Origin of the sequence: Syntrophomonas palmitatica JCM 14374 (assembly GCF_001311885.1) — a bacterium.
GTDB lineage: Bacteria > Bacillota > Syntrophomonadia > Syntrophomonadales > Syntrophomonadaceae > Syntrophomonas_A > Syntrophomonas_A palmitatica.
This window is the reverse complement of the sequence record NZ_BBCE01000005.1, coordinates 79,959-96,944: the sequence shown is the minus strand read 5'-3', so window position 1 is coordinate 96,944 and position 16,986 is coordinate 79,959. Positions and strand designations below refer to the sequence as shown.

Below are 16,986 nucleotides of genomic sequence, written 5' to 3'. Positions count from 1 at the left end.
TATAAAAATAATACCTTTATTCTTTTTACTTTACAAGGGGGAAGACTCATTAATGATTTGCTGCGCCAACTCCTTGCGAAGACAGTCCAACCGCGCAAAATCCATGGAGGCGGAATATATTTTTTTCAGATCTTTTAATGTTTCCTGGACCTTTTCCATCTGCGCGCGGGCTTGCTGCAGGAGATCTTCATAAGCCCGAGCCGTTTCACTGCTTTCTGTTATGGGTTCAGATACAGGGGACAGGTCCAGACAGGTCTGCATGTCGATAATAGTATCCCAGGGTTTAACCGAAATTTCCATCCGGCCGGCATCAATCACGGCTGTCTCCAGGCTGCTGATAATAATCATGGATAAATTGTCTGGCTCCAAACCACAATGATAATACTCTAAAGCCAAACCCTGTTCACGGCTGCTGCGGGCTATTTCCTCCAAAACCGTTGATTTGCCGCTTCCGGCAGGTCCCCGCAGAATATAGCGTTTGCGGCAATCCTTACTTATTTCATCGATGTAGTCAATTAAACCCTCGCTGGTGAAAGCCCGCGCGAAATAGTGTTTCTCTCCGCTGCGGGGTACGAAAAGCTGCTGTTTAAGATCTTTTATCACATCTTGCAGCTTTTTCATATTGAGCCGGCTGGTGACCGGTTTTTTCATTTCTTCCTTCAAAGTTTTACTGATCTTCAGGAAATGGTACACCCCTTGTTTTTCATCATGTATCTTATTGACCAGTTCTATGATTTCAGCGGCTCGCTGGCGCAGCATTTCTTTATCATGAAAATCGTCGAGATTGATTATCTCCCCGGTAGCTCCAGGATAGAGGGGGTCGAGGTGTTTCTCCCAGTTTCCGCAGACCACGGCCATTTCCAGACGCGGGATATACACCCCTTCAGGATTTACGGCATCGGCAGCCGAGAGCCAGAACTCTATTTCATAGCCCTGCTGGGCGACAGATTCTCCCAAGAGCCTGATAAAGGTTGATTTGCCTGAACCAGCGGCTCCTTTAAGAATGTAGGTCATCTTAAGGTTTTTGACCAGTTCCGGAACATAACTATAAAATCCCTCGACGCTGTTGCTGCTCGTAAATACATAACGGATTTTTCCCCTGTTGGTCATGCGTTAACCCTCTCTCCTCAACCAGTTAGATTAATGCAGATACCGTTATCTAATACAGGGTATTCAAAGGGGCTACAAAGTGTGAACAAAGTGAGGGAATGATAACCACAGATAAATTTTAGGTAAGTCACATTGAAAAATGTCCAAGAACCCATTGGGCGCGGAAAACATTCATTTAAGACAAGCCAAGCAACGTTTACACTGGCGATATAAAACCATAACGCATTACAATATTCAAAACACCAGGCCTAAATTAATATTTATAAAAATGTCTGTGTGCATCAGTGTTAATCTTTGTTCATCTGTGGCTAATGTTTCTTTATTCTTCGCCACAACCTTATTAAGAATCGGTCAAATCTGGCGTCATTTATTATAACGTATTTTGTTACAGGTTCTGCTGGTATCTGCAAGGCCTTTCCCCGGCTTTCCTCAAGTTTGCCTAACCAGATTACGGCCTCATGGCCCAGGGGAGCAAATAATGCTGTTATCAGGAGCAGCGGTGACCAGCGTGAGGACAATACCGCCAGTATCAACAATGTAATACTGAACAGCAGCAGATTAAAAGCGGATTTCCTTACCCGTTGGGCCGGTTTGCTGGTGGTGCATATCTCCCCGTAGCCCAGCACAGCCAGGACAGGCAGCAGCACGTAGTTCTGCGCGGGAGCCATAGCAGAGTATCCCTTCAGCAGCGGCCACCAATCCGGCATGTTTATGGAGGTTCCCGGATCAGCTAACATGCCTGAACTCATCAAAGCCACCAAGGGAATGGGCCAAAACTTCTGCAGGTTAAACCCGACCCGAAGTTCTCCGCCGATTTTCACATAAACCGGCAGCGGATTATAACTGCCATTAGCCAGTATCAGGAGGCTTTCCATCATATGCAGGACGGCTATTAAACCCATTAACTGAGGCACGTCCAAATCCGGATAACCGGTAAAAATATAAAGCAGGGACAAGAATCCCCCGGCATAAGCAAAACAGAGAAAGCGGGCATTTATCAGCATTAAAATCAGCGCCGCCAGCCATAATTGCATTATGGCTATATTAGTCAAATCAATTCCGATTAAGATTAAGCACAGGCTGCCTAAAACACCGCCCAGTATTCCCAGCAGGCTTGACATCAGTGCTGAACGCAAATAACGCCCGGGGGAAGGCTTAACAACTGACATTTCCTCCAGGCGTTTATACTGCCACACAACTATAATAAACAGCAATACAAAGATCATTAAAAAAGGCCACGAACTAAAGCTCTCTAATAGCACTCTCCCCATCAATGACAGGATGGAAAGCAAAAGCTGCAAAACCTCACCTTCCTTTACTCTCACCGAAGAAAATCAAAATGCCGGTTGGCTGCCGGTAATGCGCCTGTTATTCCTTGTTGACCAGGCCTCCTGAAAGGGAATTTGTCATTTATTTGCTTTTGTTTAGAATCCCCGACGCATGTTTAGAAGCTGTGACCAGCAGTGTTATCTGTGGCTGTTTTCTAGTATATCTGCTTTTTCAGCAGTTCTTCGGCCTTCTGCAACTGCAGGTCCTCATTTTTGCCGGGGTTATTTTTAACCACGTAGTCAGGATTTATACCAATTTCATTTATGTCTGTTCCCCGGGGCGTAAAGTATTTCTGGGTAGTAAGTTTCAGGGCGCCTCCATCCCGCAGCGGAAATACTGTCTGCACCAGCCCTTTGCCAAAGGTCTTTTGCCCTACCAGAACCGCGCGGCGGTTATCCTGCAAAGCCGCAGCAAGAATCTCAGAGGCGCTGGCACTATCGCCATTTACTAATACTACCATAGGGGCGGCTATTTTCCCGGAAGCAGCCCTATAGACCTTCTTGTTGCCGTGAGTATCTTTAGCGCTGACTACCTCTACATCATCCAGAAACAGGTCGGCGATTTTGATGGCGGCGTCAAAATCGCCCCCGCCATTATCCCGCAAGTCCAATATGATGCCCTTAGCCTTCTTGTCACGCACCAGGTTGTTTACTGTACTCTCCATTTCCTGAGCAGAATTGGCATGAAACTGGTTGAGCTGTATATAGGCGATTTGCGAAGCATCATCAAGCATTCGCCCATCAACCGAAGGCACATTAATTATTTCCCGAATAATTTTAAAATCATATTCTTTCTGTTCAGATTGGCGGAAAACCGTTAAAAGCAACTGAGTTCCCGGGTCACCCCGCATGAGGTGAATAGCCTCATCCTGGGTCATGCCCGTAGCGCTCTCTCCATTTATCTTGGTTATAATATCCCCGTGTTTTACCCCCGCCTCAAAAGCCGGTGTTCCTTTTATCGGTGAGAATATTTTCAGCCTGCCGCTGTCATCCTGCAGGACATAAACACCGATACCGCCGAATTTAGCATCTAATCTAACCTTCAAATCCTGCCAGGTCGAAGGGTCCAGGTATTCAGAATACGGGTCTTTCAGCAGTTCCACCACGCCGGAAGCCGCTCCCTGAAATAGCTTCGAATTATCCAGTTCATAAAGAGATTGAGTTTTAATCAAACCCAGTACACTGATAAAGGTACCCAGCCCTGCCGCATTGCTGACGAAAACAAATACCAGGCCAACTACCGTCAGAATACCCAACAAAGAAAAAAACCCGTTCAATCCGCGCCATATGCCTTTTGTTTTCAACACTTCACCCACCATACCTATATTTTATTTATTATACACCGCTTATATGTCAGGAGTAGAAAAAATAGCGGAGACAGATGATCCCCGCCGCGGTTCAATAATAATTCTTTATATACCTTAACGCACATATCCAACCGGGTCGACAGGGGTACCGTTAACACGTACCTCAAAATGCAGGTGGGGGCCGGTACTCATGCCGGTACTGCCAACCTTGCCGATAGTCTGGCCTTTTATGACTGAAGTTCCCTTTCCGGCGATAATAACCGACTGATGCGCATATAGGGTAGACATATTATTTCCATTAACATTACCGTGATCGATAACCGTACACTGGCCATAACCGCTCATCCACCCTGCGAATATAACCGTCCCGGCATCTGCGGCCACAATATTGGTCCCGGTGGGAGCAGCTACATCGATGCCCGTATGCATTCTCCTGGTTTTCAAGATGGGGTGATAACGCATGCCAAAACCAGAATCAGATACTATTTTGGTATAACCCGGCAGGGGCCAGGTATAAATGCCAGTTCCCAGCTGGGCAGTACTGCCGCCCTGAATCCTGCGGATTAAAGCCTCTATTTCCTTTGACGCCTGTTCCAATTCGTTCAGAGCCTTTTCATAGGCAGCTTTTTCCTGGCGAACGCTGTCCAAAATCTTCTGTTTTTCCAGGTGCTGTGAATCTAATTCTTCCTTCTTATCCTTCTGTTCCTCCTGGAGGCCCTGCATTTCATTTTTCTTTACCTCCAGGTCGCTTTTCTGCATATCGAGTTCACGTTTTTCCCGTTCAACGGTCTCAATTAAATCAACATCCTGTTCCACAATGCTGTTCAAAAGATCATAACGGGTCAAAAAATCCTGAATATTGGCAGCGGAAAGCAGAACCTCAAGGTAGGATACCTCTGCGCCCTGCTCATATATAAACTGCAGCCTGCGGCCCAAAATCTCATTCTTTTTGGCCAAGTCTTCTTCTTTCTTATCGATTTCCCTGTTGGTGGCCGCAATGTCATTGTCCAGATACGCTACCCGCGCCCCAATCACCTTGATCTCATTTTGCGTGCGGTAAATATTTTTCTCTATGGTTTGAATCTGCCCCAGAATGCTTTTTTCCTTCTGCTTCGCCTGGTTGACATTGCTTCTTTGCTGATTGATCTGCCGGTTAATATCCTGGAGCTTCTGCTGGCTTTCTTCCAGTTCATCTGCGTAAACCGGCAGTATTATCCCCGCAATGACAAATATGGAAATAAATATAACCGCAAGCTTATGTAAGAACTTCATAGCATCCCCCTTGAATACTGGTTAATTATATGCTCTTCCTATACTTTTAGAAAACGGTTCAAAGATATCCAGGTCCCAATGACCCCCAGCAGAGCCCCGGTGATCAACAGTCCCAGATACACATGACTCAAAGTCGCAGCATCAGTAACCAGTGGTATAAAAAACAGCGAACCCATCTTTTTTATCAATGAACCATAACTTAATGACAAAATAGCTACAGAAATTATTGAACCTAATGCAGCCAGAGTAACGCCTTCAATGAAAAACGGCCAGCGCACAAACCAGTCGGTCGAACCTACCAGTTTCATGAGATAAATCTCCTTGCGACGAGCGAAAATAGCCAGTCTTATAGTTGTGGCTATTAAAAATACCGCTCCAAAGATCAAAAGGATGATGAAGATAAGACTGATAATCCTAATCCAGCTGGTAATTTTGAAAAGCCTCTCAACTACCCCCTGGCCGTAATTAACTTTATACACCCCGTGAACTTTTTTAACCCGCGCAGCTATCTTGGGAACCTGTTCAGGCTCTCCCGCCTTGATTCTATAACTGTGCGGCAGCGGGTTCTTGCCCAGGGTGGATTTGAGATCGTATTCCCTGCCGCCAAAGCTCTTCTGCATTTTTTCCAGGGCCTCATCGCGTGACACAAAGTTCACTGATTTTACCCCGGGAATATCCTTGATCTCGGTTTTCACATCACTTATCTGGGATGGAGTTAAACTCTTATCAAGGAAGGCTATAATTTCCACATCGGATTCGAGCTTCTCCATAAAATAAGTGGTGTTAATAGTAACCAAGAGCGCAAATCCCAGAATCAAGATACTGATGGCTACAGTAGAAACCGTTGCAAAACTCAACAAACGATTGCGGGACAGCGATTTTCCCGCTTCCCGAACAAAATAAAACAGGCTGCCAGGATTCATAATATCGACTCCCCTGTGGGGCTGTCGTCAACGATTCTTCCCATATCGAGCATGAGCACCCTTTTACGCGCGGCTTTTACAAGTTCACGGGCATGGGTAGCCATGATGACCGTGGTCCCTTTGCGATTAATATCATAGAGCAAATCCATGATTTCCTGAGAAGTGTTGATATCCAAATTCCCAGTCGGCTCATCGGCGATAAGCAGCAAAGGCCGATTGGCCAGGGCGCGGGCTATACCCACCTCTGCTGTTCACCTCCGGAAAGCTGTCCCGGGAAGGATTTTTCTCTGCCTTTTAACCCCACCATATTTATTACTTCAGGTACCCGTTCACGAATATCTTTGGGCCGGGCGCCCACTACTTCCATAGCAAAAGCAATATTTTCCATTACGGTTTTATTCTCCAGGAGTTTAAAATCCTGAAAGACTATGCCTATATTACGACGCAGTTTAGGAACTTCAGATCTTTTCATCCTTACCACGCTGCGGGATGCTAAAAAAATCTGACCCCGGGTGGGCAATTCTTCCCGAAAAATCATTTTAACCAGGGTTGATTTTCCCGCTCCGCTGGACCCCATTAAAAAAACAAATTCCCCGCGGTCAATCTGCATGGACACATCGTCCAGGGCTTTGACCCCATTAGGGTATAATTTCGACACGTTGTAGAATTGAACCAGCATTTGTCCTCCCCCAAAAAAATAAAACCACCATCCCTTGGTGGTTCTACAAAAAGGCTTAAAATACCTGCTAAATGTTTATATAATTTTCTTCACATTTTGCATAATCTTATCAGCAGTCAGGCCATAATGAACCAGCAGCTCATCTGGAGTACCGGATTGACCGAACTGGTCTTCGATACCCATACGTTTAACCTTAACCGGGTATACTTCGCTCAAGAGCTCGCAGACCGCACTGCCCAGTCCTCCGATTATGCTGTGTTCTTCAACCGTCACTATAGCTCCGGTATCCCGTGCGGCCTCTAAAACCATTTCCCGGTCCAGGGGCTTAATACTGGGCATGTCGATTACAGTAATATTTATGCCTTCCTGTTCCAGTGCCCGGGCGGCTTCCATAGCCGCAGCCACCATAATGCCGCAGGCGATTACCGCTGCATCAGATCCCTGCCTGAGCTTAATTCCCTGACCGATTTCAAACTCCTGATTTTCGTCATATATCACAGGAACGGCGGACCTGCCCAGGCGCAGGTAGGCGGGACCCGGGGTATCATAAAGCTTTTCCAGGGCTTTGCGAGTAATCACCCCGTCAGAGGGAACTATAACCTTCATGCCCGGCACACTGCGCATCAGCGCAATATCTTCAACAGATTGGTGTGATCCCCCATCCTCTCCCACGGTGATTCCGGCATGGGTAGCACAAACCTTAACATTCAGCTGCGCATAGGCCAGGGAGTTTCTCACCTGTTCAAAAGCCCGCCCGGCGGCAAAAATAGCAAAGGAACTGGCAAACACGATTTTACCGGTTGTCGCCAACCCCGCCGCCATACCTATCATATTCTGTTCGGCTATGCCGGCATTTATAAAACGCTCCGGGAATACCCTGGCAAAATCAGCCGTCTTGGTGCTCTTCGAAAGGTCGGCGTCCAAAACCACCACATCTTCATGCAAACGTCCTAATTCCACCAGGGCTTGCCCATAGGCATCTCTCGTTGCCTGCTTTTGCAAAAAACTCACTCCTTAAAATAATTAACCCCTACCCCAGTTCTGCCAGGCGCGTTCGACTTCATCGGGTTTGGGGGCAGCGCCGTGCCATTCCACCCGGTTTTCCATGAAGGAACACCCTTTCCCTTTTATGGTATGGGCTATGATAGCCGCAGGTTTGCCTTTCGCTGACCGGGCTTTTTGTAAAGCCTGCATGATCTGACGGTGGTCATGACCGTCTATCTCCAGGACTTCACAGCCAAAAGCATTAAATTTGTCAGCAATGGGCTGGGGAGATAAGACTTCCGTTATAGGCCCGTCTATCTGCAGCCCATTGTTATCAACAATTATGACCAGGTTGTCCAGCTTATAATGAGCTGCAGCCATAACCGCTTCCCAGACCATGCCCTCTTCCAGTTCCCCGTCTCCTACCATGGTATAAATGCGGTAAACTTTCTTATCGATTTTTGCTCCCAGCGCCATACCCACAGCCCAGGAAATGCCCTGTCCCAGCGAACCTGTGGACGCCTCCACTCCAGGCAGTTTCTTACGGTCAGGATGACCCTGCAGGGGGCTGCCCAATTGCCGCAGGGTTTGCAGTAATGCAGGGGAAAAGTATCCCCTTTCCGCCAGGCTGGCATAGAGAACCGGCGCGGCATGGCCTTTGCTGAGAACAAACCGGTCCCGTTCTTCCCAGTCAGGCTTTGAGGGATCGATATTCATCTCCCAAAAATAAAGGCAGGCCATGATATCGGCGGCTGAAAGCGACCCTCCGGTATGACCTGACCCAGCCTTGCCCAGCATGTCAATTATATCACGCCGCAAAAGCCGCGCCTTTTCACGGGTCAAGTTTAATGATTCTTCTGTAATCTCACGCACAACATTCTCTCCTCTTTATTTCGACGCAGAATACGCAGAATTATTATGATTAACGCTGAAGCAGGACTAAATCGCCTCTGGCAGACACTGACTTCACAGACGGCTATGACTTGCACAGATTTATTAAAGCAGACCAAGCTGGTTATTTATGACTTTACGTACACTAAACGAAAAGCGCCTTTCGCGGCAATGACCGGGGAAGATTGCCGCGTCGCTGCGCTCCTCGCAATGACAAATACATGGTTTTCATAGCAACGACAGGCAGCGGCGCTGCCAAATTATATTATTATTATGGCTAATCCTGCGGAAATCATATAAAGTCAGCGTAATCAGCTTCTAAATCAACTTCCGGCTTTCAGGTGCAGGTAAGCGCTGATAAAGTTATCCAGGTCCCCATCCAGGACTGATTGCACATTGCCCGCTTCCAGGCCGGTGCGGTGGTCTTTTACCAAACTAAAGGGATTCAGGGTATAGGTTCTTATCTGGCTGCCCCAGGCTATCTCCTTATATTCTCCCTTGAGGTTTTGCAGTTTATCCTGCATTTCTTTTTGTTTTATTTCATACAGCTTGGCGGTCAGGATTTTCATGGCCGCCAGGCGATTGGCATGCTGGGAGCGTTCATTTTGGCATTGCACCACAATACCGGTAGATATATGAGTTATACGCACAGCCGAATCCGTTTTATTGACATGCTGGCCTCCGGCCCCTCCGGAGCGATAAGTGTCTATACGCAGTTCTTCGGGGTTGATGTTGACCTCAACATCTTCAATTATCTCCGGCAGTACAGACAGGGAAGCAAATGAAGTATGCCTGCGGCCCGAAGAGTCAAAGGGCGATATCCTGATGAGACGATGCACCCCTTCTTCGCATTTTAATTTGCCGAAAGCATATTTCCCTTTTACCAGAAAGGTTACGCTTTTGATACCGGCTTCATCGCCGTCCAAAAAATCAAGGACTTCTACCCCATATGAAGAAGCTTCCGCCCAGCGCGTGTACATACGGAAAAGCATCTCTACCCAGTCCTGGGCTTCAGTTCCCCCGGCACCGGCGTGGAGCGAAACAATAGCGTTGCGGTCATCATGGATTCCGGAGAAAAGAACCACCAGTTCAAATTCGCGGAACTGTTTATCGAGAACCGCTAAATCCTTCACTACTTCCTGCCAGATTTCTTTATCATCTTCGGATTCCGCCATTTCCAGCAGTTCTCTGATATATTCAGCCCGGTTCAATAAATCCTGGTGTTGATTTATCCCCTCTTGCAGGTCGTTGATTTTCTTAAGTATCCTGGCCGCTTCCTGACTATCATTCCAAAAATTTTCATCCAGGCTAAGATTCTGAAGGCTTTCTACCTCTCGTTTGCGGCTGTCCAGGTCAAAGAGAAACCCTCATTTCATTTAGACGTTTGATTATCTGAAGGCACAGAGCCCTGGGATCTTCTGTCAATTTGTATCCTCCTGTCGTTATCTCTATATAATAATTCTTTTCTTAGATTTGTATAATTAGACCTTTGCCCTCCCCGAGTAATGATATCGGTTCCCCATCCGTCCCGTCAAGCCTGCCCGGAGAACCATATGTACAATTACCCCAATAAATAGCCGCAGATTAACACAGATGAACACTGATTTTTTATTTTTTATAATGTCAACATAATTACAGGCTCGGCGGAAAGTAATAAGCCTTTTTATTACAGTCGTTTTAGTTATCTTTTGCCAAGAATTATTGTACCCGAAACAGAACCGGGCGGTATCGGATCCGACCCCGCCCAGCGATTGCATATCATCGATTCCTTTTTAAACAACCTCCGCTTGCTGCTATATATTATTGGTTGGCTGCAGGTGATGAGTTCTCCGTTGTAGGCGGCTCAAAATAATCATATTTTTTCTTCAAAATAACCACATCCACACGGCGGTTGATAGCCCGGTTTTCACTGCTGTCATTAGCCACCAGGGGACGGTTTTCCCCGTAACCGATTATGGAAAGCCTTTCAGCCGGAATCCCGGCCGATTCACTCATAACATGAACTACATTTGAGGCGCGCAATACCGAAAGCTCCCAGTTGGAAGGAAACTGCGGCGTGTTTATAGGCAGATTGTCAGTATGCCCTTCTACGCGTATGTAATTAGGAATATTCTGCAGAGCCGCGGATACCTGAATTATAATCTGGCGCGCCTTATCATTTAATTGATCTGAACCGCTGGCAAATAAAAGCGTGTCCTTAAAACTGATAACCAGACCCCGTTCCTGTTCATAAACAGTTATCTTATCGCTCAATTTGCTAACGGAAAGGTTGCCGGCCTTTTTCTCTTTTTCAGCCTTCAAGTCTTCGGCCTTGATAAATTCAGCAATCTGTTTTTTAACCTCTTCCAATTCCCCCTGCTTGGCTGAAGTCTTGCCCGGTCCTTCAGGAGCCAATTGCCCGGAAATACCTGGCACCATAGAAGGCCCCTGGGTTTCCAGAACCGACATAGCCTGACCGCGTAAAACCAGGCTCAGGGAGTTAGCGACTGCCGCATACTTGGCGGCATTGACCTGGCTCATGGAATACATAATTATGAAAAAAATCATAAGAAGGGTAATCAGATCTGAGTATGTAATCAGCCAGCGCTCTGTATTGGCTTCCTTCTCCGGAAGCTTTTTTTTACGTGCCATTTCGCAATCTCCTTATTATGTTTCCTGTTCGGAAACAGTCTGACGGGTGTCCGGGGGCAGGAAGGTCATGAGTTTTTCGCGGATAACCCGCGGGTTTTCACCAGCCTGAATAGATAAGACCCCTTCTAAAATCAATTCCATCAGCAGCACATGTTTTTGGGCCTTAACTTTGATTTTGGTAGCAAAGGGAATCCATAATACGTTGGCGGAAGAAACACCGTACAGGGTAGCGATAAAAGCCGCAGCGATAGCGCCGGAAAGCTTGGAAGGATCACTGAGGTTGCTAAGCACCTGCACCAGGCCCATAACCGTTCCAATAATGCCCATGGTAGGTCCGAGTCCCCCCATAGCCATAAAGATTTCTTCGCCGACCTTCTGTTGTTTTTCATGAGCTTCCAATTCCATTTCCAACATATTACGGGTCAATTCCGGATCGGTTCCGTCTATAACCAACTGCAGTCCGCGGGAGAGGAATACATTATCTATTTCGCCCAATTGGCTTTCCAGGCTCAGCAAACCTTCGCGCCTGGCTTTATCAGCCGTACCTACCAGCAGGTCCAAAATCGTTAAGTAGTCTATTTTTTCTTCGGTAAATACCACTTTCAGGAAATACGGTACCGTCTTAATTTCCTCCATGGTAAAACTGAGCATGGCCGCGCCGAAAGTGCCCCCAAATACTATTACCGATGCAGAAAGCTGCACCAGCATCCCGGGAGTGCCTTCCTCCAGCATAAATCCTCCCAGCAGACCGCCTAAACCAAGTAACAGTCCGATTAACGTAGCTAAATCCATTTACTACCCCTCTCCCCACAACAGTTTCAAGACTATAGACACTGAATAACACAGCGTTATTATGATTAATGTTGCCTATTTTCAGGTATTTTCATTTATGCGGCAATGACCGGGGCAGATTGCCGCGTCGCTTACGCTCCTCGCAACGACAAATACACAGTTTTCATAGCAATGACAGATTAGAAAGCAATCGTTTCTTTACTTTACTAACCGATCAACTGTGAAAGTTGAGTAAAAATATTAATTACAAGATTCACTAAAAATCTGTGTTTATCTGTGTCTAATAGTTCCCCTATCCGGCTTGCCGGCCGCAGCAGTTTTTGTACTTTTTGCCGCTGCCGCAGGGGCAGGGCTCATTGCGTCCAATCTTCTTGCCGACCCGGACTGGTTTTCTTTCAGCATCTTCGCCCTGGTTGACAAAGGTTTTGCGTTCCTCCTGCTGCTGCACTACCCGAATGCGCATGATATATCGCACAACATCTTCTTTAATGCTGTAAATCATGGCCTGAAAGGCCTCAAAAGCTTCGAATTTATACTCTATCAGAGGATCTTTCTGGCCGTAGGCCCGCAGGGAAATGCCGTTGCGCAGCTGGTCCATAGCATCGATATGATCCATCCACTTTTCGTCAATAACCCTTAACATCAAAGCCTTTTCCAGCTCGCGCATGGTTTGGGCGCCCAGTTCCCGCTCGCGCTGCTCATACAGAGCGTGGGTCTTTTCCGTCAGGAAGTCCTTGGCCGAACGGCGGGTCATACCCTTTAAATCCTCAATACTGAAATCGGGATGCGGAATAATATTCTGTTCAATATAATTCATGAGACCAGGCAAATCCCAGTCATCAGAGTATTTTATTTCTCCGGCAAAACCATCCACCACACTGGCTACTACATCATCTATCATACTGGCGATGGTTTCCTTCAGATTCTCATCGGACAGGACTTTGGCGCGTTCGCTGTATATTACCCCGCGCTGCTGATTTATAACATCGTCATACTCCAGGACATTCTTGCGGATGCTGAAGTTGCGTCCCTCAACCTTCTTCTGGGCGTTTTCTATTCCCTTCGATACCAAACGGTTTTCGATGGGAATGGAGTCGTCCATGCCCAGGCGATCCATTATGCCTTCAATGTTGGCGGCGCCAAACAGCCGCATAAGATCGTCTTCCAAGGAAACATAAAACCGCGATTCCCCGGGATCGCCCTGCCGGCCTGAACGTCCGCGCAGCTGGTTGTCAATGCGCCGGGCTTCATGCCTCTCAGTCCCCAGAATATAGAGTCCGCCGATTTCAGCCACACCATCACCCAGCACTATGTCAGTTCCGCGGCCAGCCATGTTAGTAGCAATCGTAACCGTATTTTTCTGCCCGGCCTGGGCTATAATCTGCGCCTCTTTCTCGTGATGCTTGGCATTCAGCACCTGGTGCGGTATGCCCCGCTTGGTCAGGAGAGCGCTGAGACGCTCTGATTTTTCTATAGAAATGGTGCCTACCAAAACCGGTTGGCCCTGCTTGTAACGCTTGACAATATCTTCGACCACCGCCTGGAATTTACCTTCTTCACTGCGATAAATCAAATCCGGCAGGTCATTGCGTATCATTGGCATATGGGTCGGTATCACCACCACATCCATGCCGTAGATCTTGCGGAATTCTTCTTCCTCGGTTTTGGCGGTGCCGGTCATCCCTGCCAGCTTCCGGTACATGCGAAAATAATTCTGGAAAGTAATCGTGGCCAGGGTCTGCGATTCCTTCTCTATTTTGACCCCTTCCTTGGCCTCGATAGCCTGGTGCAGCCCATCGCTGTAACGGCGTCCAAACATTAACCGCCCGGTAAATTCATCTACTATAATTACCTGGTCATCCTTAACCACATAATCCCGGTCTCTTTTCATCAGGCTGTGGGCTTTGAGACCCTGGTTCACATGATGCGCCAGTTCCATATTTTCAGATAAATTTTCAGTGTTAAAATACTTCTCCACCTTGCGCACCCCTTCTTCCGTCAGGGTAACCAGGTGGGCTTTTTCATCGACTTTGTAATCCTCATCCGCCACCAGGCGAGGGATAAATTTAGCTATCTGGTAATATAAATTTGTGGGTTTGTCACCCTCCCCGGATATAATCAGCGGGGTGCGCGCTTCGTCAATAAGTATGGAGTCCACTTCGTCAATAATGGCATAGTGCAGGCTGCGCTGCACCATATGTTCACGCGCGAGAACCATGTTGTCCCGCAGATAATCAAAGCCCAGTTCATTATTGGTGGCATAGCAAATATCGCGATTATAGGCCTCTTTGCGTTCTTCATAGTCCAGCCCGTGTACAATAAGTCCTACGGACATCCCGCAGTAATTGTACACCGGCTCCATCCAGGCCGCGTCACGGCTGGCCAGGTAATCGTTAACGGTTACTATATGAGTCCCTTTGCCTTCCAAGGCGTTCAAATACGCGGGCAGAACGGCTACCAGGGTCTTGCCTTCGCCGGTTTTCATCTCCGCGATGCGCCCCTCATGCAGAACCATGCCGCCAATCAGCTGAACATCAAAAGGCCGCATTCCCAAAGTTCTCCAGGCAGCTTCCCGAACCAAAGCAAAGGCTTCTGGTAATATATCGTTTAAATTCTGGCCGCGCTTTAACCTTTCCTTAAATTCCATAGTACGTGCGGGAAAGCTTCCGCGGGCAGGGATTTATATTCCGCCTCCAATTTGTTAATGATATCTACCTTCTGGCGCAGTTTTTTTACTTCCCGTTCGTCATTATCAAGGATTTTCTTCAGAGCATCCCGTATCATTGAATTACACCTTTCTTCTTTCAAATCGGAAAATCAGGAACCGTTTAACCACAGATACTCACAGATGGTTTACAGATTAACACAGATATTGATTCAAAACCGATTCATCTGTTTTAACTGCCTATATAAATAGACGCTTAAAAATATATTAACCCCAACCAAAAAGAGAGGAACCATAGGTTCCTCATACATGCTATTTATTAACATTTTCATATTAGCACTTTTCAGGTCCTGGCTTCAACTAATCAAATTCCGGTTCGATCAAACCGTAGTTCCCGTCATTGCGGCGATACACCACATTTACTTCTTCGCTGTCGGCTTCAAAAAACACGAAGAAATTATGTCCGAGCAGGTTCATTTGCATAATGGCTTCTTCAACATCCATAGGTTTGAGAGCGAAACGTTTGGTGCGCAAAACCTTGAATTTCTCGACCTTATCGTTTTTAGCCAGTTCCTGTTTAATCTCCTCCTGGAGGGCCTTTTTCAAGCCCGCTCCCCGGTGCTGTTTATAAAGTTTGGTTTTATGCTTTTCTATTTGTTTCTCCAATTTCTCCTCAACCAGGTCAATGGAGCTGTACATGTCCTGGCTGCTTTCCTCACCTCTAAGAATTACTCCATTGAGGGGGATGGTCACCTCAACTTTATGTTTCTCGCCTTCCACCGAGAGGGTGACCAGTACGTCCTTCATTTCATCGATGTATTTCTCCAACTTGGAAAGCCTTTTAGTGGTATAATCCCTGAGTGCATCGGTAACATCAATATTCCTGCCGCGGATCTCAAACTTCATCTAACCACTTCCTTCCCTGTTGTTGTATATATATTTTACTCCAATGTCTCTTAATACTCCAGTAGACAAGGCAATCGAAATAATATGGCAGTTCAGAAAGTAAAAAACCGGGCTGATACAGCCCGGTATAAATTTCACTAATCTACATTGCTGATTCTTTCATTTCCTGAAAACAGTGGTTGCAGTAAACGGGTCTGCCCGCTACAGGATTGAATGGAACCTGAGTCTCCACTCCGCATCTGGCACAGGTGGCCGGGAACATTTCCCGCGGTGCGCGGTTGCCGCCGGTCCGTCCGGTACGGCGCTGACTTCTGCAGTCACGGCAGCGCTTGGGTTCATTTTCAAAACCCTTCTCATGGTAGAATTCCTGCTCCCCAGTCGTAAAAACGAACTCCTGACCGCAATCCTGGCATACTAAGACTTTGTCCTCGAACATGGTAAAAGATCCCTCACTTTTTTTGAAAATTGCCGATGGTGCTTTTATTATAAATCCCATCGACTGGTATGCTCTATTATATCCATTAGTGAATTAAATAGCAAGGAAAATACCATATTCCTTAAAATCCATGTTCGCATTTTAAAATTTAGGACTTTTCCTTCTTCTGTAACAGAGCTTTATTATAGGCGTCAGCAGCTTCTCTGAAATTTGGAGAAGAAATTAATTTGTGACCTGAATTGCTCCTTAGTAAAGACTGGTTAATTACATCAACTTTATTAATCTCATCAAGTATATGTACCAATTCACTAACTACTTCTTTTAATGCTGTAAAATGTTCATCGTTTATCTTGCCGCCTAATTCGCTATAGGTGAATTTACTAATACCCAGAATATCCATTACCCCGTTTTGCAGTTTCCTGACCTCTTCATTCAAAGAATTAAGTTCGTTCATTAAGTTTTGCCGATTAAGCAGGAGTTTTTTTAATTGCTGATTATCTTCACTGCTGCGAACCATTTCTAATTGTTCCTGGGCATAGGTCAGCATCTTTCTGTAAAGCTTTGTTTGCGTTTGATAATTATCAATAATATCTTGTATTGGTCTATCAACGGTAACCAAAAAAATCTCATCCCTTAATTTTTTCGATCTACGAAATATCCCCCATCATAGGGTTCTTCCTGGCTATAAGCATTAAAGGCTTTTTGATTAGCCCTGGTTTCATTCAGCTTGGCGCTTATCTGCTTCATTTTCTTCTCTGCTTCTTTAATGGTTCGACTATCATTTTCTCGGATCAATTGAATAATCATTTTTATTTCGTTAAATATGCCCTGATGGCTCGTGCAGATTCAGACTGCCAATCCCATCTCTTTTCTATATCATCCACGCATTCCATTAAAGTTTGCCGCCTGGCAAGCAATTCATTGAAATTATGCAGTAATTCGTCTGTATTATTCTGGTTGGGGTTAAACAAGGCAACCTGCTGGGCAGAAAGCTGCAGTATCTCCTCAAACAATCGTTTTTCTTCTTTTAGGTCCTTCTCTAACAACTCATTATTATCCATT

General features: G+C 46.3%; 15 protein-coding genes and 2 pseudogenes. All 17 read right to left on the bottom strand.

What is annotated here, in order from left to right; translation table 11 throughout:
- Positions 1-30 precede the first annotated feature (30 nt).
- The 17 genes and pseudogenes from JCM14374_RS04300 to JCM14374_RS04215 all read right to left on the bottom strand — a co-directional run bounded on the left by JCM14374_RS04300 (position 31) and on the right by JCM14374_RS04215 (position 16,985).
- Entirely contained in the window at positions 31-1,110 is a 1,080-nt protein-coding gene (locus JCM14374_RS04300) for a hypothetical protein (protein WP_054693942.1), read from the bottom strand.
- Positions 1,111-1,418: 308 nt separating this feature from the next.
- Positions 1,419-2,435 (bottom strand): hypothetical protein, encoded by a 1,017-nt coding sequence (locus JCM14374_RS04295; protein ID WP_157048952.1) that lies wholly within the window; start codon positions 2,433-2,435, stop codon positions 1,419-1,421.
- A 158-nt stretch (positions 2,436-2,593) separates the two neighbouring features.
- Positions 2,594-3,745 (bottom strand): S41 family peptidase, encoded by a 1,152-nt coding sequence (locus tag JCM14374_RS04290; RefSeq protein ID WP_242848816.1) that lies wholly within the window; start codon positions 3,743-3,745, stop codon positions 2,594-2,596.
- Positions 3,746-3,859: 114 nt separating this feature from the next.
- Complete coding sequence (locus tag JCM14374_RS04285; protein ID WP_054693932.1) at positions 3,860-5,017, bottom strand: murein hydrolase activator EnvC family protein; 1,158 nt, start codon at positions 5,015-5,017, stop codon at positions 3,860-3,862.
- A gap of 38 nt (positions 5,018-5,055) precedes the next feature.
- Positions 5,056-5,940 carry a permease-like cell division protein FtsX gene (gene ftsX, locus JCM14374_RS04280; protein WP_054693929.1) on the bottom strand — a complete coding sequence of 295 codons (885 nt, stop codon included), beginning with the start codon at positions 5,938-5,940 and terminating at the stop codon, positions 5,056-5,058.
- Positions 5,937-6,616 (bottom strand): annotated as a pseudogene (gene ftsE, locus JCM14374_RS04275) (cell division ATP-binding protein FtsE). The gene ftsX and the pseudogene ftsE overlap by 4 nt, the downstream one beginning before the upstream one ends.
- A 78-nt stretch (positions 6,617-6,694) precedes the next feature.
- The gene (locus JCM14374_RS04270; protein ID WP_054693927.1) at positions 6,695-7,621 is read right to left on the bottom strand and encodes a transketolase family protein; all 927 of its coding nucleotides are present in this window, start codon (positions 7,619-7,621) and stop codon (positions 6,695-6,697) included.
- Between the two features lie 21 nt (positions 7,622-7,642).
- Positions 7,643-8,476, bottom strand: coding sequence for a transketolase (locus tag JCM14374_RS04265; RefSeq protein ID WP_054693924.1), 834 nt, complete (start codon positions 8,474-8,476; stop codon positions 7,643-7,645).
- A gap of 341 nt (positions 8,477-8,817) precedes the next feature.
- Positions 8,818-9,865 (bottom strand): peptide chain release factor 2 gene (gene prfB, locus JCM14374_RS04255; protein WP_157048956.1). Its coding sequence is split into 2 segments (ribosomal slippage): positions 8,818-9,849 and positions 9,851-9,865, totalling 1,047 coding nucleotides; the frame shifts between segments, so codons are not numbered across the junction.
- Between the two features lie 429 nt (positions 9,866-10,294).
- Positions 10,295-11,125 carry a flagellar motor protein MotB gene (locus JCM14374_RS04245; RefSeq protein ID WP_054693912.1) on the bottom strand — a complete coding sequence of 277 codons (831 nt, stop codon included), beginning with the start codon at positions 11,123-11,125 and terminating at the stop codon, positions 10,295-10,297.
- A gap of 15 nt (positions 11,126-11,140) precedes the next feature.
- Complete coding sequence (locus tag JCM14374_RS04240) at positions 11,141-11,917, bottom strand: flagellar motor protein (RefSeq protein WP_054693909.1); 777 nt, start codon at positions 11,915-11,917, stop codon at positions 11,141-11,143.
- Positions 11,918-12,209: 292 nt separating this feature from the next.
- Positions 12,210-14,701, bottom strand: a pseudogene (secA, locus tag JCM14374_RS04235) (preprotein translocase subunit SecA).
- A 241-nt stretch (positions 14,702-14,942) separates the two neighbouring features.
- On the bottom strand, positions 14,943-15,488 hold the full coding sequence (hpf, locus tag JCM14374_RS04230) for a ribosome hibernation-promoting factor, HPF/YfiA family (protein WP_054693906.1): 546 nt from the start codon (positions 15,486-15,488) through the stop codon (positions 14,943-14,945).
- 142 nt (positions 15,489-15,630) lie between these two features.
- Positions 15,631-15,924, bottom strand: coding sequence for a zinc-ribbon domain containing protein (locus JCM14374_RS04225; RefSeq protein WP_054693986.1), 294 nt, complete (start codon positions 15,922-15,924; stop codon positions 15,631-15,633).
- A 148-nt stretch (positions 15,925-16,072) separates the two neighbouring features.
- Entirely contained in the window at positions 16,073-16,543 is a 471-nt protein-coding gene (flgN, locus tag JCM14374_RS04220) for a flagellar export chaperone FlgN (protein WP_054693902.1), read from the bottom strand.
- 14 nt (positions 16,544-16,557) lie between these two features.
- Entirely contained in the window at positions 16,558-16,731 is a 174-nt protein-coding gene (locus JCM14374_RS14005) for a flagellar protein FliT (RefSeq protein ID WP_157048951.1), read from the bottom strand.
- Positions 16,732-16,733: 2 nt separating this feature from the next.
- Positions 16,734-16,985: a hypothetical protein gene (locus JCM14374_RS04215; RefSeq protein ID WP_054693900.1), complete on the bottom strand. Its 252-nt coding sequence runs from the start codon at positions 16,983-16,985 to the stop codon at positions 16,734-16,736.
- Position 16,986 lies beyond the last annotated feature (1 nt).